This window comes from Knoellia sp. p5-6-4, from assembly GCF_029222705.1.
Lineage (GTDB): Bacteria > Actinomycetota > Actinomycetes > Actinomycetales > Dermatophilaceae > Pedococcus_A.
In genome coordinates this window covers 1,888,557-1,907,442 of the sequence record NZ_JARGZF010000001.1, presented here as the reverse complement: position 1 = coordinate 1,907,442, position 18,886 = coordinate 1,888,557, and the positions used below count along the sequence as shown (strand labels likewise).

18 protein-coding genes are annotated in these 18,886 nt (G+C 72.8%); 9 read left to right on the top strand and 9 right to left on the bottom strand.

Annotation, left to right across the window (positions count from 1 at the left end):
* Positions 1 to 12 precede the first annotated feature (12 nt).
* Positions 13 to 1,371, bottom strand: coding sequence for a replicative DNA helicase (gene dnaB / locus P2F65_RS09260; protein WP_275807363.1), 1,359 nt, complete (start codon positions 1,369 to 1,371; stop codon positions 13 to 15).
* A 445-nt stretch (positions 1,372 to 1,816) separates the two neighbouring features.
* On the opposite strand from dnaB, the gene P2F65_RS09255 reads away from it, so the two are divergent.
* Complete coding sequence (locus P2F65_RS09255) at positions 1,817 to 2,089, top strand: DUF2277 domain-containing protein (protein WP_275806171.1); 273 nt, start codon at positions 1,817 to 1,819, stop codon at positions 2,087 to 2,089.
* 34 nt (positions 2,090 to 2,123) lie between these two features.
* Here P2F65_RS09255 and P2F65_RS09250 read toward each other — a convergent pair whose 3' ends face one another.
* The gene (locus P2F65_RS09250) at positions 2,124 to 3,449 is read right to left on the bottom strand and encodes an acyl-CoA desaturase (protein ID WP_275806170.1); all 1,326 of its coding nucleotides are present in this window, start codon (positions 3,447 to 3,449) and stop codon (positions 2,124 to 2,126) included.
* 8 nt (positions 3,450 to 3,457) lie between these two features.
* Positions 3,458 to 4,546 carry a ferredoxin reductase gene (locus tag P2F65_RS09245; protein ID WP_275806169.1) on the bottom strand — a complete coding sequence of 363 codons (1,089 nt, stop codon included), beginning with the start codon at positions 4,544 to 4,546 and terminating at the stop codon, positions 3,458 to 3,460.
* 84 nt (positions 4,547 to 4,630) lie between these two features.
* On the opposite strand from P2F65_RS09245, the gene P2F65_RS09240 reads away from it, so the two are divergent.
* Entirely contained in the window at positions 4,631 to 5,848 is a 1,218-nt protein-coding gene (locus tag P2F65_RS09240) for a helix-turn-helix domain-containing protein (RefSeq protein ID WP_275806168.1), read from the top strand.
* 6 nt (positions 5,849 to 5,854) lie between these two features.
* Here P2F65_RS09240 and P2F65_RS09235 read toward each other — a convergent pair whose 3' ends face one another.
* Positions 5,855 to 6,208 carry a hypothetical protein gene (locus tag P2F65_RS09235; RefSeq protein ID WP_275806167.1) on the bottom strand — a complete coding sequence of 118 codons (354 nt, stop codon included), beginning with the start codon at positions 6,206 to 6,208 and terminating at the stop codon, positions 5,855 to 5,857.
* 45 nt (positions 6,209 to 6,253) lie between these two features.
* On the opposite strand from P2F65_RS09235, the gene P2F65_RS09230 reads away from it, so the two are divergent.
* Both P2F65_RS09230 and P2F65_RS09225 read left to right on the top strand, forming a co-directional pair.
* The gene (locus P2F65_RS09230) at positions 6,254 to 6,946 is read left to right on the top strand and encodes a DNA alkylation repair protein (RefSeq protein WP_275806166.1); all 693 of its coding nucleotides are present in this window, start codon (positions 6,254 to 6,256) and stop codon (positions 6,944 to 6,946) included.
* Positions 6,947 to 6,985: 39 nt separating this feature from the next.
* Positions 6,986 to 7,660: a B12-binding domain-containing protein gene (locus tag P2F65_RS09225; protein ID WP_275806165.1), complete on the top strand. Its 675-nt coding sequence runs from the start codon at positions 6,986 to 6,988 to the stop codon at positions 7,658 to 7,660.
* On the opposite strand, the gene P2F65_RS09220 is transcribed toward P2F65_RS09225, so the two are convergent.
* On the bottom strand, positions 7,637 to 8,434 hold the full coding sequence (locus tag P2F65_RS09220; RefSeq protein ID WP_275806164.1) for a PIG-L family deacetylase: 798 nt from the start codon (positions 8,432 to 8,434) through the stop codon (positions 7,637 to 7,639). The genes P2F65_RS09225 and P2F65_RS09220 overlap by 24 nt on opposite strands.
* A gap of 144 nt (positions 8,435 to 8,578) precedes the next feature.
* On the opposite strand from P2F65_RS09220, the gene P2F65_RS09215 reads away from it, so the two are divergent.
* From P2F65_RS09215 to P2F65_RS09205, 3 genes are all read left to right on the top strand, one after another.
* Entirely contained in the window at positions 8,579 to 11,059 is a 2,481-nt protein-coding gene (locus tag P2F65_RS09215) for a glycoside hydrolase family 3 C-terminal domain-containing protein (protein ID WP_275806163.1), read from the top strand.
* A 56-nt stretch (positions 11,060 to 11,115) separates the two neighbouring features.
* The gene (locus P2F65_RS09210; RefSeq protein ID WP_275806162.1) at positions 11,116 to 11,793 is read left to right on the top strand and encodes a TetR/AcrR family transcriptional regulator; all 678 of its coding nucleotides are present in this window, start codon (positions 11,116 to 11,118) and stop codon (positions 11,791 to 11,793) included.
* Between the two features lie 82 nt (positions 11,794 to 11,875).
* Positions 11,876 to 13,234 carry an MATE family efflux transporter gene (locus tag P2F65_RS09205; protein WP_275806161.1) on the top strand — a complete coding sequence of 453 codons (1,359 nt, stop codon included), beginning with the start codon at positions 11,876 to 11,878 and terminating at the stop codon, positions 13,232 to 13,234.
* Here P2F65_RS09205 and P2F65_RS09200 read toward each other — a convergent pair.
* The 4 genes from P2F65_RS09200 to P2F65_RS09185 all read right to left on the bottom strand — a co-directional run bounded on the left by P2F65_RS09200 (position 13,215) and on the right by P2F65_RS09185 (position 17,461).
* On the bottom strand, positions 13,215 to 13,601 hold the full coding sequence (locus P2F65_RS09200; RefSeq protein ID WP_275806160.1) for a DUF2784 domain-containing protein: 387 nt from the start codon (positions 13,599 to 13,601) through the stop codon (positions 13,215 to 13,217). The two genes, P2F65_RS09205 and P2F65_RS09200, sit on opposite strands and share 20 nt — an antisense overlap.
* Positions 13,602 to 13,619: 18 nt before the next feature.
* Complete coding sequence (locus P2F65_RS09195) at positions 13,620 to 15,146, bottom strand: gamma-glutamyltransferase (protein WP_275806159.1); 1,527 nt, start codon at positions 15,144 to 15,146, stop codon at positions 13,620 to 13,622.
* A gap of 59 nt (positions 15,147 to 15,205) precedes the next feature.
* Entirely contained in the window at positions 15,206 to 16,678 is a 1,473-nt protein-coding gene (locus P2F65_RS09190) for a DUF3352 domain-containing protein (RefSeq protein WP_275806158.1), read from the bottom strand.
* Between the two features lie 150 nt (positions 16,679 to 16,828).
* Complete coding sequence (locus P2F65_RS09185; RefSeq protein ID WP_275806157.1) at positions 16,829 to 17,461, bottom strand: MerR family transcriptional regulator; 633 nt, start codon at positions 17,459 to 17,461, stop codon at positions 16,829 to 16,831.
* 42 nt (positions 17,462 to 17,503) lie between these two features.
* Between P2F65_RS09185 and P2F65_RS09180 the strand changes: the two genes are divergently transcribed.
* Positions 17,504 to 17,947: a hypothetical protein gene (locus P2F65_RS09180; RefSeq protein WP_275806156.1), complete on the top strand. Its 444-nt coding sequence runs from the start codon at positions 17,504 to 17,506 to the stop codon at positions 17,945 to 17,947.
* Between the two features lie 116 nt (positions 17,948 to 18,063).
* Positions 18,064 to 18,798 (top strand): sulfite exporter TauE/SafE family protein, encoded by a 735-nt coding sequence (locus P2F65_RS09175; RefSeq protein WP_275806155.1) that lies wholly within the window; start codon positions 18,064 to 18,066, stop codon positions 18,796 to 18,798.
* Positions 18,799 to 18,886: the final 88 nt, after the last annotated feature.

The window sequence follows — 18,886 nt, the reverse complement described above, 5'->3', positions numbered from 1 at the left end:
GGCCGACAGGAATCAGCCGAAGTCGTTCGCCATGTTCGCGAAGCGGCTGTAGTGCCCCTGGAAGGCCAGGACGATGTCCTTGGTGGGGCCGTTACGGTGCTTGGCCACGATGACGTCGGCCTCGCCCTCGCGTGAGGGGTCCGACTTGTCGCGGTGCAGCAGGATCACCATGTCGGCGTCCTGCTCGATGCTGCCACTTTCACGAAGGTCGGACATCTGCGGGCGCTTGTCGGTTCGCTGCTCCGGGCCACGGTTCAGCTGCGAGATCGCGATGACGGGCACCTCGAGCTCCTTGGCAAGCAGTTTGAGGGCTCGAGAGAACTCCGAGACCTCCTGCTGGCGCGACTCGACCTTCTTGCCGGAGGACATCAGCTGGAGGTAGTCGATCACGACGAGCTTGAGGTTGTGCTGCTGCTTCAGGCGACGGCACTTGGCCCGGATCTCCATCAGCGACATGTTGGGCGAGTCGTCGATGAAGAGGGGTGACTCGGAGATCTGGCCCATGATGCGCGCGAGCTTCTGCCAGCCGGCATCGCCCAAGGTGCCCTTGCGGAGGTCCTGCAGCTGGATCTGGGCCTCAGCCGAGAGGACTCGCATGGTGATCTCGGTGCGGCTCATCTCCAGGGAGAAGATGGCGGTCGCCTGCTTGTGGCGGATCGCTGCGGCCCGCGCGATGTCCATTCCGATCGTGCTCTTGCCGACGGCTGGTCTCGCCGCGATGACGATCATCTGGCCGGGGTGCAGGCCGTGGGTCAGCTCGTCGAGCTCGATGAACCCGGTGGGCACGCCGATCATCTCGTCGGTGCGACCCGAGGCGACCTCGATCTCGTTGAGGGTCTGCTCGAGCACGTCGCCGAGCGCCGCGTAGTCCTCGCCACCGCGCTTGTCGGCGACGGCGTAGACCTCGGCCTGCGCGGCGTTGACGATCTCCTCGACGTCGCCGCCACCCTGCTGGTAGCCGAGCTGCACGATTCGGGTGCCGGCCTCCACGAGGCGGCGGAGGACCGCGCGCTCGGCGACGATCTGGGCGTAGTAGCCGGCGTTGGCCGCGGTGGGGACCGCCTGGATGAGCTGGTGGAGGTAGGCCTGCCCGCCGATCCGCTGCAGGTCGCCGCGCTTGCTCAGCTCGTCGGAGACGGTGATCGCGTCAGCCGGTTCGCCGCGTCCGTAGAGGTCGAGGATCGCGTCGTAGATCAGCTCGTGGGCGGGACGGTAGAAGTCGGCACCCCTGAGCGACTCGACGCAGTCGGCGATGGCGTCCTTCGACAGCAGCATGCCGCCGAGCACGGACTGCTCGGCGTGGAGGTCCTGCGGGGGCACCCGCTCGTCGGGTGGGCCGTCGTGGGCCGACCCGAAGGCGCTGGTGCTCAACTCCGCGATGGACACTGGTGAATCCCCTACATACCTGGTCGAACGGTCACGTGCAGTCAGTGAACCACTGGCCGCTGACAGGCCCGAGACAGCCCCCGACACACCTGTGATCGCGTCACGGTACGGCCCTGCAGGGGGCGGACCCAAACACGTCCTGTGGACATCCGGTGGACAACCTGTGCACCACGCCGACGCCGCTTGTGCACAGCCTCGGGAAAGTCCTGTGGATTTCTGGGGGGCGGATCGGATCCACCCACTCTGACCTGCGAAAACGCCGTCCACTGGCTGTGGATCAAAAGAAGTTGGCCAGTCGCCCGGGCGGGGTTGTCCACAAGTCTCGTTCTTCGGCGGGGTTTGGCCGAACTACGTCTTTTGCATGAGCTCGATCGGTTAGCATCCACAGTTTCCGGGCAGGCGGTCGACCGCTCGGGCGTAGCCTGACGGCATGTGCCGCAACATCCGCCAGCTCCACAACTTCGAGCCGCCGGCCACCGACGACGAGGTGCGGGCCGCAGCCCTGCAGTACGTCCGGAAGGTGAGCGGGAGCACGCGGCCGTCGCAGGCCAACCAGACGGCCTTCGACGAGGCCGTCGATGCGGTCGCCCACGCGACCCAGCACCTGCTCGAGCACCTCACGACGGCGGCCCCGCCCAAGAACCGCGAGGACGAGGCCGCCAAGGCGCGCGCCCGAGCCCGGGAGCGCTACGGCGTGGCCTGACCCCCCTGGATCCAGGACCGCCGGGCACGGAGGGTCAGCCGCGAGCCCCCTGGCGGGCCCGCGGCATACCGGTCACGCCGCGCAGGCGGCGCCGCACCCGCTTGCCCACCGCCTCGGCGGCGATGCCGACCCGGGTGCGGCCCGGCTGCGGGTTTGGCAGCGACAGCACGACGACCTGCTTCCACGCCGAGGCGACCTGGCGGGGCAGCGAGCCGGTCGTGTAGCTGATGCCGTAGCGCTCGCTGATCTCGCGGATCCTCGGCGCGATCTCGCCGTACCGGTTGCTCGGCAGGTCGGGGAAGAGGTGGTGCTCGATCTGGTGCGAGAGGTTGCCGGTCATGACGTGCATGGCCTTGGAGCCGCTGATGTTGGCCGAGCCGAGCATCTGGCGCAGGTACCACTCGCCACGGGTCTCCCCCTCGATCGAGGCCTTGGCGAAGGTCTCGACGCCCTCGGGGAAGTGGCCGCACATGATCACCGAGTGGGTCCACACGTTGCGCACGAGGTTGGCCACCGCGTTCGCCGCGATCGTGTGCAGGAACGACGGGCCCGACAGCAGCGGGTGCAGGACGTAGTCGCGCCGGGCCTGGCGACCGATCTTACGCAGCACCTTCTTGGCGTCGCGGCGGAAGGTCTCCCTGTCCTTGCCGCGGCCCTTGACGTAGGCGCCGAGCTCGAGGTCGTAGGCGGCGATGCCGTACTCGAAAACCAGCATGTTGAGGAAGTTGTAGAGCGGCTGCCCGAGGTAGGCCGGCACCCACTTCTGGTCCTCGTCGACGCGCATGATGCCGTAGCCGAGGTCGTTGTCGCGGCCGATGACGTTGGTGTAGGTGTGGTGCAGCTCGTTGTGGCTGTGCTTCCAGAACTCCGACGGGGAGGCGTTGTCCCACTCCCACGTCGTCGAGTGGATCTTCGGGTCACGCATCCAGTCCCACTGGCCGTGCATGACGTTGTGCCCGATCTCCATGTTCTCGAGGATCTTGGCGACCGACAGGCCGGCGGTGCCCACCAGCCAGGCCGGCGGGAAGATCGAGAAGAGCAGCACCCCGCGGCTGCCCATCTCGAGCCAGCGCTGCGTCTTGATGACCTTGCGGATGTATGCCGCGTCGCTGGCTCCGCGCGAACCGAGCACCTCCTGGCGGAGGGCGTCCAGCTCGCGGCCGAGCTCCTCGACGTCCTCGGCGCTCAGGTGGGCGACCGGGTCGGGCTTGCCCGAGGGCTTGGGCGCGTGGCGGCGCTCGGTGGTGACGACCGAGAGGCGGCTGTTGGTCCTGCGGGGCGTGGTCGATGCGGGCGCCTGGGGGGTGCCGGCGGCGGAGCCGTCGATGGTGAGGTCGTAGGTCTCAGCGGTGGCGGTCATGTCTCTCCTCAGAGCTCGATCTCGCAGGGGCCGGCCGCGGCCGACACGCAGGTCTGGATGGGGACAGGGGTTTCGGGGGTGGCGGTGGTGAGCTCGCCGTTGCGCAGGTCGCGGACGGCGCCGTCGCGCAGCGGCACGACGCAGCCGAAGCAGATGCCCATGCGGCAGCCCGACGGCATGAGGACGCCGGCCTCCTCGCCCGCGTCGAGGATCGGGGTGGCGCCGTCGGCCTCGACGACGTGGCCCTGCTGGGCGAAGGCGACCGTGCCGCCCTCGCCGGCGGCGACCACGGTGGGGCGGAAGCGCTCGGTGTGGAGTCGGTCGCCGATGCCGGCGGCGGCCCAGTGCTCCTGGGCGGCGTCGAGCATCCCGGTGGGACCACAGGCCCAGGTGTGCCGGTCGGCCCAGTCGGGCACGCGGCTCGCCAGCGCGGCGAGGTCGAGGAGGCCGTGGGCGTCGGTGTGCTGCTCGATGAGCGTGATCCGCCCCTGGGCGGCCAGCTCGCGCAGCTCGGCGCCGAACACGACGTCGGCCGGGGTGGGCGCGGAGTGCAGGACGACGACGTCGGCGAGCTCGTCGAGGTGGTTGCGCAGCATGCCCATCACGGGCGTGATGCCACTGCCCGCGGTGAGGAAGAGGACGCGCTCGGGGCGGGTGTCCGGCAGCACGAAGTCGCCCTTGGCCTGGTCGAGCATGATCATCGTGCCGGGCTGCGTGCGGCGGACGAGGTGGGTGCTGACCTTCCCGTCGGGGATCGCCTTGACCGTGACGGAGATCAGGCCCTCGGGGGCGGACGCCGGGCAGGTCAGCGAGTAGGCGCGCCACTGGCGCACACCGTCGACGTCGACGCCGATGCGGATGTACTGACCCGGGACGTGCCCGCGCCAGCCACGGCCGGGGCGGATCACCAGGGTGACCGCGTCGGCCGTCTCGCGGCGCACGGCGACGATGCGACCGCGCAGGTCGGCGCCGGCGCGCAGCGGGTTGATGAGGTCGAGGTAGTCGGCGGGCAGCAGCGGGGTCGTCACCATCTCGGCGACCCGCAGGGCCCGAGAGGCGAGGGTCGCTCGCTGGGGGGCTGCGGTGGGAGTACTCACCCCACCTACTATCCGCTCGTCCAGCGCTAGAATCCTGACCACACGATGTGAATCCGCGCGTCTTTTTTGTTCTTGGAGTGTGAAATGAGCGAAGCCGCCGACCGCGTGGTGGGGCAGGCCGCCCTGCTCGACCTCGACGACGCGACCCGGCTGCAGCTCACCGCAGCGGTGGCCGCGGCCGCCGACGAGGCCGTCGAGACGATCATGGTGGAGGTGCCCAGCTACGCCGGCGCCCTCACCGGCACCATGGGCCAGACCATCCGTCGAGCGGTGCAGCTGGCCCTGGCCAACTTCCTCAGCATGGCGGCCCGCGGGGACGTCACCGACCCGGCGGTGCCCATCGCCAAGAGCACGGCCGCCGCCTACGACCTCGGGCGCGGCGAGGCCCGCAGCGGCCGGTCCGTCGACGCGCTGCTGGCCGCCTACCGGATCGGCGCCCGGGTCTCGTGGCGGCACTTCTCCGAGGTCGCGGTCGCCTGCGACGTGCCGGCGGCCACCGTGGGCCGCTTCGCCGAGCTGGTGTTCGCCTACATCGACGAGCTCTCGGCCGCCAGCGTCGCCGGGCACGGCGACGAGACCGCCACGACCGGCCGGGTCCGCGAGCGCTACCTCGAGCGCCTGGCCACCATGCTCCTGCAGGGCGAGGACGAGCCCACTCTCGAGGCCGCTGCCGAGCAGGCCGCGTGGCAGCCGCCCGATTCGCTCACCGCGGTGCTGCTGCCCCAGCGGCACGCCGCCGCGGTGCTCAGCCACCTCGGCCCCCACACCCTCCACGTGTCGACCGACCTCCCCGGCGTGGAGGAGGACGACCTCAGCGTGCTGCTGGTGCCCGCCGGCGCCGGGCCCGACCGGGTGCGGCTCGCGCGGCTGCTCGACCAGCGCCAGGCCGTGCTCGGCCCGGCCCGGCCGTGGGCACACGCCCGGCTGTCCTACCAACGCGCCGTGCGCGCGCGGCGCCTGCCGCACACCGCCGACGTGCTCGACACCGAGGCACGCCTGTCCGAGCTCGTCCTCACCGCCGACCCCCAGTCCCTGGCCGACCTGCGTGCGGCCGCGCTGCGCCCCCTCGACGGGTTGAAGCCCGGCCCCCGTGCCCGCCTGGAGGAGACACTGCGCTCGTGGCTGCTGCACCACGGCCGGCGCGACCAGGTCGCGGCCCACCTGCACGTGCACCCGCAGACGGTGCGCTACCGCATGGGTCAGGTGCGCGACGCGTTCGGCGACGCCCTCGACGACCCGGCCACCGTGCTCGACCTGACCATCGCCCTGGCCCTCGAACCCGACACGGCCACGGTCGAGTAGCCCTGCCTACTGCTGCAGCCCCTCGCGGCAGGCGGTCCAGCCCCCCGAGGTCTCCACCACCGCATAGGGGTCGACCCCCTGCTTCTGCGCCAGCGCGCCCAGCAGCCGGCACATGTCGCGCACGTCCTCCTTGGTGGCCGCGTCGGACTCGAACGACGACGCGGCACCCGCTCCGCCGCACGACGCGAGCAGGATCAGCACGAGCACCACGTTGACCCACGTGGGCAGCCGCACGATGGGGCCCGGCGGCCGGTCCGGGCCGAACACGCGCTCGGTCATCGGCGTCGACCCACTCGCGCCCGGGCTCACCGGTTCGGCCACGTCGGTCCCCTCCCCGCTCGACCCGCCTCGTGCGGGCACCGGGCCCAGTGTGGCCGACAGCGGCCGCTGCGCGATGCTGTTGCGGTGGTCCGACACGATCTCGTCACCGAGATCCGCCAAGTGCTCGCCGCGGTGGGCGACCCCGAGCGCGCCCGGGCCCAGCAGGCCTACATGAAGTCCTCGATGCCCTTCCACGGCATCGGCTCCCCGGCCCTGAAGGCGCTGCTGCGCCCGATCCTGGCCGACCCGGCATACCGCATGGCCAGCCGGGAGGAGTGGGAGGCGACCGTGCGCGAGCTCTGGGACGACGCCACGCACCGCGAGGAGAGGTATGCCGCGCTCGCGCTGACGGGGCACCGGGCCTACCGCACCCGGCAGGACGCGAGCGCCCTGCCGCTCTACGAGCACCTCGTCACGACCGGTGCGTGGTGGGACCTCGTGGACCCCGTGGCCTCCGACCGGGTGGGTCCGATCCTGCTGCGCGACCCGGGGGACGTGTCGCCCCTGGTGCGCGGCTGGGCCGTCTCCGACGACGTGTGGCTGAGGCGTGCCGCTGTGATCTGCCAGCTCAAGGCCCGTGAGCGCACCGACACCGCCCTGCTGCGCGAGTGCATCGAGCCCAACCTCGACGACCCGAGCTTCTGGATCCGCAAGGCGATCGGCTGGGCGCTGCGGCAGTACGCCCGCACGGACCCGGTCTGGGTCCGTTCCGAGGCCGATCGCTGGGGGCCACGCCTGTCGGGCCTGTCGCGGCGGGAGGCCCTCAAGCACCTCTGAGCCTCGGCCCAGGAGGCGGGCGACACGTATGCTGCGCCAATGGGGACTCTCGCCACGCCCTCGCCGGGGGCACCGGCCGACGTGCTCGGCCTGCGCCAGGAGCTCGCCACCGCCTTCCGCGACCTCGACGAGGAGCGGGCCGAGGAGGTGCTCGACCGGTGCTTCGCCGGTCTCGCCCTCGAGGAAGCCCTGCGCGACGTGGTCGTCCCGCTCATGCACGGAGTCGGTGAGGACTGGGCCAGCGGCGCCCTCAGCGTCGCGCAGGAGCACTTCGCCACCCAGGTCGTGCGGGGCCGCCTGACGGTGCTCAGCCGCGGCTGGAGCCGAGGCGAGGGCCCGGTGGCGTGGCTGGCCTGCCCACCCGGGGAGCTGCACGACCTGCCCCTGTTCGCGTTCGGCATCGTGCTGCACCAACGCGGCTGGCGGATCCGCTTCTTCGGGGCGCACACCCCGGTGCACGACCTCATCGCGGTCGCTCGCGTGTCCCCCCCGGAGCTCGTGGTGCTGGCTGCCACCGCGCCCCACCGCTTCGCCTCGCGCCGCTGGGAGCTGACCAGGCTCGCTCAAGCCGCGCCCCTCGCGGTCGCCGGCGAGGGCGCCACCTGGCACTTCGCCGAGGCCGTCGGGGCCGAGCTGCTCGCCGGCGACCCCGTCACGGCGGCCCAGCACGTGGCGCTGCACCGCGGCGGGTCAGCCGTCGAGGAACCAGCCTGAGCGCAGGCCAGGCCCGCGGCCGGGCTCGATGTAGTGCTCCGTGCCGAACATGAGCACGAACGCCTCCTCGGGCATGCCCAGCATCCAGCCCACGTCGGTCGCCTGGCTCGCATGGGCGGCCAGCGCGGCCCTGCGGTGCTGCAGGTAGTCGCTGACGTCGACCTGCCAGTGGATCTCCGCCTCCGGGGTGCCGAACGGGTTGCCGTCGTCCATGGGTGCGTCCGGGTTCCACGCCTCGTCCGCGGCTCCGGACCCCTTCGCTGCCACGAACATCCGGCGCAGCACGTCTCGGTTCATCGTCGACTCGAGCACCCGCGGCCGCACCGCCGCCAGCTCGGCTCCCCGGTGCACGACGCGGTGGACCTTGACGTGGTCGGGGTGGCCGTAGCCGCCGTGCCAGTCGTAGCCGACCACGACGTCGGCGGCTTCCTCGTCCAGCAGGGCGGCGAGGCGACCGGCGGCCTCGTCGAGGTCGGCGAGGAAGAAGGAGCCGTCGTGGTGGTTCTGCTCCCAGCCGGTCATCCCGGAGTCGGCGTAGCCGAGCCAGGCGACGCGGTGGAGGCCCAGCACCTCCGCCGAGGCGGCCGCCTCCCGGCGCCGGCGGTCGACGACGGTCTCACCGTCAGCCAGGTCGTCCGCCACCTCGCCGTGGTCGCCGTGGGTGGCGAAGACGACCACGACCCGGTGCCCCTCGGCCACCGCCCGGGCCATCGAGCCGGACGTCTGCGACGCCTCGTCGTCGGGGTGGGCGTGGACGAAGACGATGGTCGACACCCCGCCATGATGCACCGCCACCCCACGGGCGCTGATCCGGTCAGGTCGCGAGGCAGTAAATAGTTAATAGTGCCTATTTGTAAATCGGATGGTGGATGGTGTCCTGTAGCCAGACACCGCGCCCCCTCCAGAAGGTGACCTGACATGACCACCGACAACCCGTATGCCGCGCTGCTGGCGAAGCTCGACCTGCGCACCAAGGTGCGCCTGCTCACCGGCGAGACCGCGTTCACGCTCTGGGGCGAGGAGGGCATCGGCCTGGCGCCCATGGCCTTCTCCGACGGCCCCACCGGCGTCCGCGGCCTGAAGTTCACCGGCGGCGAGAAGGTCGCGCTCTTCCCCAACGCCACGGTGCTCGCCTCGGCCTGGAACGAGCAGACCGCCCGCGAGGTCGGCGAGATGCTCGCCGAGGAGGCCGAGCGCCAGCGCATCCACGTCGTGCTCGGCCCGACCATCAACCTGCACCGCTCGCCGCTCGGGGGACGGCTCTTCGAGCAGTACTCCGAGGACCCCTTGCTGACGGGCAGGCTCGCCGCTGCCTATGTGAAGGGCCTGCAGGACAAGGGGATCGGCGCCTGCCTGAAGCACCTCGTGGCCAACGAGTCCGAGACGCTGCGCAACTACATGAACTCGGTCGTCTCGGAGGAGGCGCTGCGCGAGGTCTACCTCCTCCCGTTCGAGATCGCCGTCGAGGAGTCGAACCCCTGGTCGATCATGGCGGCCTACAACGACGTCAACGGTGTGGCAGCCACCGAGCAGGACCACGTCAACAACGAGGTGGTCAAGGACGAGTGGGGCTGGGACGGCCTCCTCATGAGCGACTGGTTCGCCACCAAGACCTCCGCCCCCGCAGCGCTGGGCGGCCTCGACCTGGTCATGCCCGGACCGGACGGTCCGTGGGGCGAGGCTCTCGTGGCCGACGTCGAGTCCGGCGCGGTGCCCGAGTCGGTCGTCGACGAGCACGTCACCCGGCTGCTGCGCCTGGCGGAGCGGGTCGGAGCACTCGGCGGACCTAGGCAGCACCGCCAGTGGCCGGCGCAGTCGACCGCCCCGGACGCCCCGGAGCGCAGGGCCCAGCTGCGCCGCCTGGCCACCGACGGCATGGTCGTCCTGCAGAACAGCGGCGTGCTGCCCCTCGACGCCGAGGGCGCGGGCACCCTCGCCCTCGTCGGCCGGCACGGGGTCGAGACCGTCTGCATGGGGGGCGGCTCGGCCCAGGTCAACCCGCCCTACCAGGTCTCCATCGCCGAGGGGCTCCGCGCCGCGATCGGCGACCGCCTCACCGTCGTCGACGGGGTCGAGGTCCGCGAGCGCCCCGTCGCCGCCGACCCCGGGTGGCTGCGTGACCCGGAGACCGGCGGAGCCGGCGTGCGGGTGCGCCACTACGACGCCGACGGCGCACTGCTCGGCGACGCGCACAGCGACATCGCGAGCGTCAGCGTCGGCTGGGACGACTCGTTCCCCCGGCCCGTCGAGACCGTGACCATCGCGGCCCGGGTCAGCCAGGCCGGCCGCGCGCAGCTCGGCGCGCTCGGCGTCGGCGCCTGGACCCTGAGGGTGGACGGCGCCGACATCGCCGCGACCACCCTCGTCGCCGAGGGCTACGACCCCGGCGAGTCGATGCTCAAGCCGCCCGCGTGGACCGAGGAGGTCGAGCTGGCCGAGGGTGCCCTCGTCGAGGCCACCGTGACCCTGGTGCGCTCGGAGCCCCAGCCGGCACCCACCGGCGAGGTCAACCAGCTCTCCCACATCATCGCCTCGGGCATGGGCCTGAAGTCGCTGGTGGCCCGGCTGGTGCCGGCGCCTCCCGAGGAGACCATCGCCAAAGCCGTCGAGGCCGCCCGAGCCGCCGACGTGGCGGTCGTGGTGGTCGGGCTGACCGAGGAGCAGGAGACCGAGGCGCTCGACAAGCACACTCTCGCCCTGCCCGGTGCGCAGGACGCACTCGTGGCGGCCGTGGCCGAGGTCGCCAACCGCACGGTCGTGGTGGTCAATGCCGCCACCCCCGTGCTCATGCCGTGGGCCGACGCCGTCGACGCCGTCGTCGTGGTCGGCCTGCCCGGCCAGGAGGGCGGCCACGCGGTGGCCGACGCCCTGCTCGGTGTGCGCGAGCCGGCCGGGCGGCTGGTCACGAGCTACCCGGTGGCCGACAAGGACGCGCCGGCGTGGGAGGTCGTGCCGACGGACCTGCGGCTCGAGTACACCGACGGGACGTTCGTCGGCTACCGCGGCTTCGCCGCCGGCCACGTCGAGGCGCCCGCCTGGTGGTTCGGGCACGGCCTCGGCTACGCCTCCTGGGACTACCCCACGGCCCGGGTCTCCGGCACCACGACGGCCGGTGCCCCTCGAGTCGAGGTGACGGTCGGCAACACCGGCGAGCGCGACTCCCGCGAGGTCGTGCAGGTCTACCTGCAGCCGGCCGAGACCGACCAGCCGGTGCGCCTGGTGGGCTGGGCGGCCGCCGAGGTGGCCGCCGGGGGCACGGCCACGGTGACGGTCGACTGCGACGCCCGGCTCTGGCGCCGCTGGGACACCGCGGCCGGCCAGTGGTCGGTCCTGGCCGACGGCGGCGAGCTGCTGGTCGCCCGCGGGCTCGGCGACATCCGTCACCGGCTGGCGCTCTGACCACTGGCGAAGGGACGCGGGAGGCCGGCGGGGACACGCGGCATACAGTCACCACCATGACCACGCGCAACGCCCCCCGCGCCCCTCGCCGCCGTCCCGGCCGCCCGCGCGGCGGCGACGGCGCCGACACCCGGGAACGGATCCTCGCCGCCGCGGCGACGCTGTTCGCCGACCGCGGCTACCGGGCCACCTCGATGGTCGCGGTCGCCGAGTCCGCCGGGCTGAGCCAGACCGGGCTGCTGCACCACTTCCCGTCCAAGGAGCTGCTGCTCGCCGGCGTGCTGCAGCGGCGCGACGAGCAGGACATGGCCGCGCTCGACCTCGGCGCCGACGCGCGCGGCTGGGAGGTGCTCGAGCGGATCGCCGCGCTGGTCGAGCACAACACCCACCGCGAGCCGTTCGTGCGGCTGTTCACCGCCATGGCCGGGGAGGCCATCGACGCGGAGCACCCGGGGCACGACTGGCTGCGCGAGCACCACCGCAGCGCAGTCGACCTGATCACCACGGGGCTGCGGCAGGCCCAGGCCGACGGCGCCTGCGACCCGCAAGCCCCCGTCGAGCACATCGCCCGGCTGACCGTTGCCGCGATGGACGGCCTGCAGATCCAGTGGTTGATGGACCCCGAGGGGGTCGACATGGCCGGCGACTTCACCGCCTTCGTGCGCACCGTGCGCGAGCGCTGGGGCACCACTGGGGGAGACACCGCACTGAACGGGGCGGCGAACCGGGCGTAGGCGCATCCGAAGGGGACCGAGGCGCGGTGCGGCGTCCGGTCCCCACCGTCGCGGCGACCCACGCCGCGGCTACGGTGGGCCGGTGCTGAGGTGGCGGGCCGGTGACCAGAGCCGCGAGATCATCCGGCTCGCCGTGCCGGCCTTCCTGGCCCTCGTCGCCGAGCCGCTCTTCCTGCTCGCCGACTCGGCGATCATCGGCCACCTCGGCACCGGACAGCTCGCCGGCCTCGGCGTCGCCAGCGCCACCCTGCTCACCGCGGCAAACCTGTTCGTGTTCCTGGCCTACGGCACGACCTCGATCGTCGCGCGCCGGGTCGGGGCGGGGTCGCAGCGCGAGGCGGTCGAGGCCGGCATCGACGGCACCTGGCTGGCGGTGCTGCTCGGCGGCGTCGTGGCAGTGGCCGTCGCGCTCGCGGCCGAGCCCCTGTGCCGGCTCTTCGGCGCCTCGCCCACGGCCCTCGGCTACGCCACGACCTACCTGCGGGTCTCGGCGGCGGGCATTCCCGCCATGCTCGTCGCCCTCGCGGCGACCGGGGTGCTGCGCGGCCTGCAGGACACCCGCACGCCGCTGGTGGCGTCCGTGGCCGGTTTCACGTCGAACATCGTCCTCAACGTCCTCCTGGTCTACGGCCTCGGCTGGGGCATCGCGGGCTCCGCCTGGGGAACGGTCATCGCGCAGACCGGCATGGCGGCCGGGCTGGTCGCGGTGCTGGTGCACCATGCCAGGCGGGCCGACGCGCACCTGCACCCCCATCCGGGACGGGTCCTGCGTGCGGCCGTGACCGGCATACCGCTGCTCGTGCGCACCTTGGCGCTGCGCACCATCCTGCTGGTCACCACCTGGGTGGCCGCGGGCCTCGGCGACGTGCCGCTGGCGGCCCACCAGGTGGCGGTGACCGTGTGGTCCTTCCTCGTCTTCGCCCTCGACGCGCTGGCGATCGCCGCGCAGGCGCTGACCGGCAAGGCGCTGGGCGCGGGCGACGTGCACGCCGCGCGCTCGGCAACCGAGACCATGGTGCGGTGGGGCACCTGGGGCGGAGCGGTGCTCGGCGCGGGCCTGCTGGCCGTGCACACCCTCGTGCCGGCGCTGTTCACCGACGACGAGGCGGTGCGCTCGGTGCTCGCCGCCGCGCTGGTCGTGGTGTCTCTCGGGCAACCGCTGTCGGGCTACGTGTTCGTCGTCGACGGAGTGCTCATCGGCGCCGGGGACGGCCGCTGGCTGGCCAAGGCCATGGTCGCCACGCTGCTGCTGTACCTGCCCCTGGTCCTCGCGGTGCACGCCGGCGCGAGCGCCCTGCTGGGTGACGGGGACGTGGAGGGCCAGGCCCGTGCGCTGGCGGCGCTGTGGGTGGCCTTCACCGGGTTCATGGCGATCCGGGGGGCGCTGTTCTGGTGGCGGGTGCGCAGCGACGAGTGGGCGGTCACCGGGGCGGCTCGCTAGCGCGAAGCCGCGCCCGCCGTCGGCGCCGAACGGCGAGGCCGGCCCACGAGAAGAGCACCACAGCGGCGGCCACCGCCTGAATCGCGCGGGTGTAGCGCTGCGGGTAGACGACGTTCTCGAGGTAGTGGTCGATGAACCCGGTGCCCGACAGCGGTTCACGGCCCCCACGCTCGCGGGCCCAGTCCTCGACGTCGGTGAGCGGGCAGCGGATCGAGAAGGCGATCGTGGAGAAGCCCCACAGCGCGAGCATGACGTGGGGCCAGATGACCCAGGGCCACCGCCACGCCAGCAGGCCGCCTGCCACCACGAAGGCGAGGAAGGTGAAGTGGACGAGCATCACCGCGTCCGCGAGAAGCCGGTAGCCCATCGAGACCTCCCACCACCGTTACCCGACCCCGGTCGCCGCCTCACGTCGCGGGTCGGCGGCGGCGCTGAGCGCACCTCCGGGGGCGCGGTGCGCAGCACCCACGCCGCCGAAGAACATCGAGTGCCTCGGGTGCCGCACCGTCTCCATCCCGGACCGGGCAGCGGCGTCGGTCATCGCGGGGTCGTCCTCGTGCTCGAGCCGGTGCGAGCCGTCCTCGAGCACCCTCACGTGCAGCCGGGGCCGGTCGATGGCCTCCTGCAGCCCGATGCCCATGAGACAGTATCGCGCGAGGACCTGCATGAGGGCAGTGGTGATGCGGTCGGCGCCCGGTGTGCCGATGGCCAGCGTGCCGCCGTCCTTGCTGCGACCCACGGAGGGCGCCATGTTCGAGGCCAGCCGGGTGCCGGGGGACAGCGCGTGCAGGCCGCGCCGGTTGAGCTCCGGCTCGCCGAGGCAGTTGTTGAGCATCAGGCCCGTGCCGGGCACCGTCGCCCCGGCCCCGTAGCCGCTGGATGCCGTGATGGCGCAGGCCCGCCCGTCGCTGTCGACTGCCGAGACGTGGGCCGTCGACGACGAGGTGGGCAGCCCCGGCAGGCCATGGCGCTGCACGGTCTCGAGGAGGGCGTAGCCGTCCTCCTCGAGGTCCTCGGAGAGGTCGTGCACGTGATGCCGGTACGACAGCACGTGCCGCTGGATCTCGATGACGTCGCCCCAGTCCCTCCCGGCGCGGCCGGCGAGCTCGCCGAGCATGACCGCGAGCATGGGGCCGCCGATGGAGGGCGGCGGGTTCGTGGCCACCTCCCAGTCGCCGAGCCGCAGGGTGACCGGCTCTCGCAGGAGGGCCCGGTATGCCGCGAGGTCGGCTGCGGTGAGCAGCCCACCTCGGGCGACGGAGTCCGCCGCGATCCGCGCGGCCAGCTCGCCGGTGTAGACCGTCTGGGCGCCCTGCTCGCCGATGAGGTCGAGCGTGTCGGCAAGATCGGGTGAGCGCACGAGGTCGCCCCCGCGCAGTGCAGACCCGTCAGCCCTGGTGACCAGCGGGCGCGTGTGCTCGTCCCAGCCGAAGACGCTGTCGGCCGTGATGTCGAGGTAGCTCGCGGCCGCGGCGCCGATGTGGAAGCCATCGCGCAGGGCGGACGACGTCGGCGCCAGCACGTCACGCCACGCAGCCGCCCCGTGACGCTCGTGCCCGAGTCCGAGGGCGGCGAAGGCGCCGGGCGTGGCGACCGAGCCGTGGCCGGCATACAGCGTGATCCCGCCGCCGTAGGCGACGTCGAACTCGCGCAGGCCCTGGCCGAATCGCTCGGCCGGCTGCCCGCGGCCGGGCATCTCGACGTTGCCGTCGATCACCTCGGGCTCGCCGCCAGCCGGCCAGATGGTGACGAACGCGCCGCCGAGCGCGCTCACGATGCCCGGCTCGGTGCTCATGGCGGCAACCATCGAGGCGATCGCGGCGTCGACCGCATTGCCCCCGGCCCGCGCCGCCGCGAGCCCCGCCTGCACGGCCACGGGGCCGGTCGCCGCCACGGCCACCTGTCTGGTCACGTCAGCATCCTGCCCTGCCTCCCGCCAACTTTCGCGGGGTTGGGCGGTCACTGAGGGCGTCAGCGGGTGGTCAGGCGCACCGTGAACTCGGCCGTTTTGCCCTCGCCGCGGGTGCTGACCCCGAGAGCCGAGAACGGCTGGAGGTTCTGGCGCAGCTCGGCGCCGGCGAGGTCGCCGTGCTCCTTCAGCAGGCTCGCGATGTCGAGGTAGAGCACGGCCCGGGCATCCTTGGCACCGGGAACCGCGTCGCGGAAGGACTGCTGCTCACCGAGCCCGCTGCCGCCGGCCACCTGTCGCGCGTAGCCCTCGGTGGTGGCGACGAGCGGGTCACCCCCGGCGGTGCTCTGGTGGAGGTCCGGCTCGCTCATGGCGCCGCCCTTGTTCATGGCGGTCACCATGCGGCCGACGGCAGCCGGGTCGCCACCGGTGCGCAGGGCGACCTTCACGACGTCACCGTCCATGCCGCCGTAGGCGACGGTGGCGCGGTCGCCCAGGGCCGTCTTCAGGTCCTCGGGGAGCTTCACGCCGAGCTCGGCCCCCGCCGCCTCGAGGTCCTTGCTGAGCTCCTCCCGGCTCGTCAGGCTCGAGGCGACCTGCTCTCCGGCGCTGTCGAGGCCGAACGCCGCCAGCGTCCCCGATGGCAGGTCACCCACGCCGGTCCCCCCGCCGCGCTTCTCCGGCCACGACAGCGGCATGTCGATGACCCGGCCGGCGAGCTCGAGGTGCGGACCTGCGAACCGCAGCGCCACGGCGAGCCGCCCGCCGGCCGGCGCATCAGGCACCGGGGCACCGAGCAGACCGGTGGCGATGCGGGCCTCGTCGGCCAGGCTGCTCACCTGCTTCAGGTCGACCCAGGCGGCGGCCACGCCGTTTTCGCCGAGGGCCTCCATGTCGGAGGAGAAGCCCGGCGCCTCGGCGAGACTGGTCGACTGCTCGGCCTCGGTCAGCACGGTGACGGTGGTCTTGTCCTCGCTGCAGATCGCGAAGCCGTCGCGCACGCCGCAGGCGGTGTCGGACTTCCCGGTCAGCCTGGGCAGCGACGCCCGGGCCTTGTCCTCGTCGGTCACGGCGAGCACCATCACCGCGATGGGCTCCTCCTTCGCGCCGGCCCCGGGCAGCACCCCGACCGCGAACCGCTCGCCCAGCCAGGGCGCCACCTCGGTGGCGTAGTCGAGGTCCTTGAACTCGCCGTCCTCCTGGAGCTTCTCGAAGGCGACCTTGCGCAGGTCGGAGCTCTCGGTCACCTTCCCCTTGGCCTCGGGGAACCGCAGCGCGAACCGCACCGCGGCCACCTTCTGGCCGGCCGACGGGTTCATGTCGAACTTGACGAAGGCCACGGTGTCTGCGGGCAGGACGCTCTCCGGCTGCGGCCCGCCGCCGTTGAGCCTGCTGAACGCGAGCCAGCCCCCGCCGACGACTGCCGTGCCGCCCACGATGGCGACGAGTCCTCCCACGAGAGCCAGCGTCTTGACCCTGCTCGCCGGCTTCTGCCCGGGCGCCTCGACGACGCCGGGCACGACAACCTGTTCCATTGCTCCCCCTGCTCCCCCTGCGTGAACTGCCGGGGACAGTAGCCGCCGCCGGGTCCGGCTGACTCCCGAACGCGGCAAGGTCCACCGGTTCGGGTGAGGCCGGGACGGCGGAGGACCCACCCGTGCCCCGTCGGGCGGGAGCGCTGTGGTTCAGCCGCGCGAAGGACTGTGGCGGCCGAGGTTGCGGCGGGCGAGGTCCTCCTGGGCCATCCGGCGCAGCGAGGTGATCACCGGCTCGGTGAGCAACGTGCCGAGGACGGCGAACGTCGTCGCCTCCTCCCGGCCCAGGCCGCGCAGCCCACCGAGGTCGGCGCGGGCGATGTCCGAAGCCGCGCGCACGTAGGTCTCGAGCACCTCCTCGCCCAGGGGCTGGCCGGCGGCGTCCATGGCGTCGAGCGCGGCGGCGAGGGCGCGGGCGTGGCGCCCGTCGGGCTCCACCCGCCAGCGCCGGCTCCGGATGAGGCGCGCCACCCGCTGCGTCGACCCGGCCGACGGCTCGACCGACGGCTCCTGGGAGAGCGCGGTGTGGGCGCTGCCGATGGCTGCGTCGAGCGGGCGGGTCTCGTCGTCGACGGCCTCGAGCACCTCTCGCACCCGGGCCAGGCTCATGCCGGCCACGGTGACCAGCGCCCGGATGAGCCGCAGGCGCTCCACGTGCCGCTCCTCGTAGCGCGCCCGGGTTGCGCCGGTCGCCTCGCCCGGCCGCAGCAGGCCCTCGCGCAGGTAGAACTTCACCGTCGCCACCGGCACGCCGCTGCGCTCGGAGAGCTCGGACATCCACATGGGCCGATCTTGACACATTGGATAGTTGGTTATCCAATGTTGGTGAGTTCACTATCCAATGCCGCATCCCAGGGAGACGTCATGCTGTCCGACGAGAGCCGCATCCTGGCCGGGATCCTCCTGCTGTCCCTCGTGACGGTCGAGACCGGCGGCCTCTACCTGCTCAGCATCGTGCGCGGCCGGGCCGAGGTGACGCCCTTCCAGGAGAAGTTCGCCCGCGCCGGCCACGCCCACGCGGGGGTGCTGCTCCTTCTCGCCCTGGCCTGCCAACCCTTCGTCGACGCGAGCGGGCTCGACGGCGCCCTCGGCTGGCTGGCGCGCTCCGGGGTGGCCGTGGCCGCCCTGCTCATGCCGGGCGGCTTCTTCTTCTCCTCCATGGGCGCCGGGCGCACCAGACCCAACCGGCTGATCGCCCTGGTCTTCGCCGGCGCGGCCCTGCTCGCAGTGAGCCTGACGACCCTGGGCCTCGGCCTCCTCGTGGCCTGACCGGCGCCCGGAGGACCCCTCGTTAGACTCGCCGCCGTGACGACCCCGCAGGTCACCAGAGAGCTCGTCGAGGCGGCCGAGCTGGTGGTCCGGGCCAGCACATCGGTGCCGTCACGATGACGCTGACGGCCGCACTGCTGCTGGGGGTGGCCGCCCTGCTGATCGGCTACGCCAAGACCGCGATCGGGGGCCTGGCCAGCATCGCGATCGCGATCTTCGCCAGCGTCATGCCCGCGCGCGAGTCGACCGCGGCGATCCTCCTGCTGCTCATCGTGGGCGACCTCGTGGCCGTCTGGCACTACCGGCACGACGCCGACCGGAGGCTGCTGCGCCGGCTCATCCCCGCGGTCCTCCCCGGCCTGGTGCTCGGCGCCGCCTTCCTCGCCGTCGTCGACGACACCGTGCTGCGCCGCTCCATCGGCGTGCTGCTGCTGGTCATGGCCGGCCTGCAGCTCCTCGTGCGGCGCAGACCCCCCGACACCGACACCGTCGGCTCCTCGCGCACGGCGGCCATCGGCACCGGCCTGGGCGCCGGCTTCGCCACGATGACCGCCAACGCGGCCGGCGCGGTCATGACGCTCTACCTCGTCGCCCAGGGCGTGGAGAAGCGGCGCTTCCTCGGCACCGGCGCGCTGTTCTTCTTCGGGGTCAACCTCTGCAAGGTGCCCTTCAGCGCGGGGCTCGGGCTCTTCTCGAGCCAGACACTCCTGCGCACGCTGGCGCTCGCGCCCCTGGTGCTGCTGGGCGCATGGGCCGGCCTGCACACCGCGCGCCGGCTGAGCCAGGCCCGGTTCGACCAGGCCGTGCTGGCCGCGACGGTGGTCTCCGCGCTGGCCCTCGTCGTGCGCTGATCTCATCCGGTGGGATCGATGCGCGCTTGCGCACCGGATCCGGCGGGCGCTCTTGACGGGACGGCACCTCAGGCTCCACTCTGTGCGT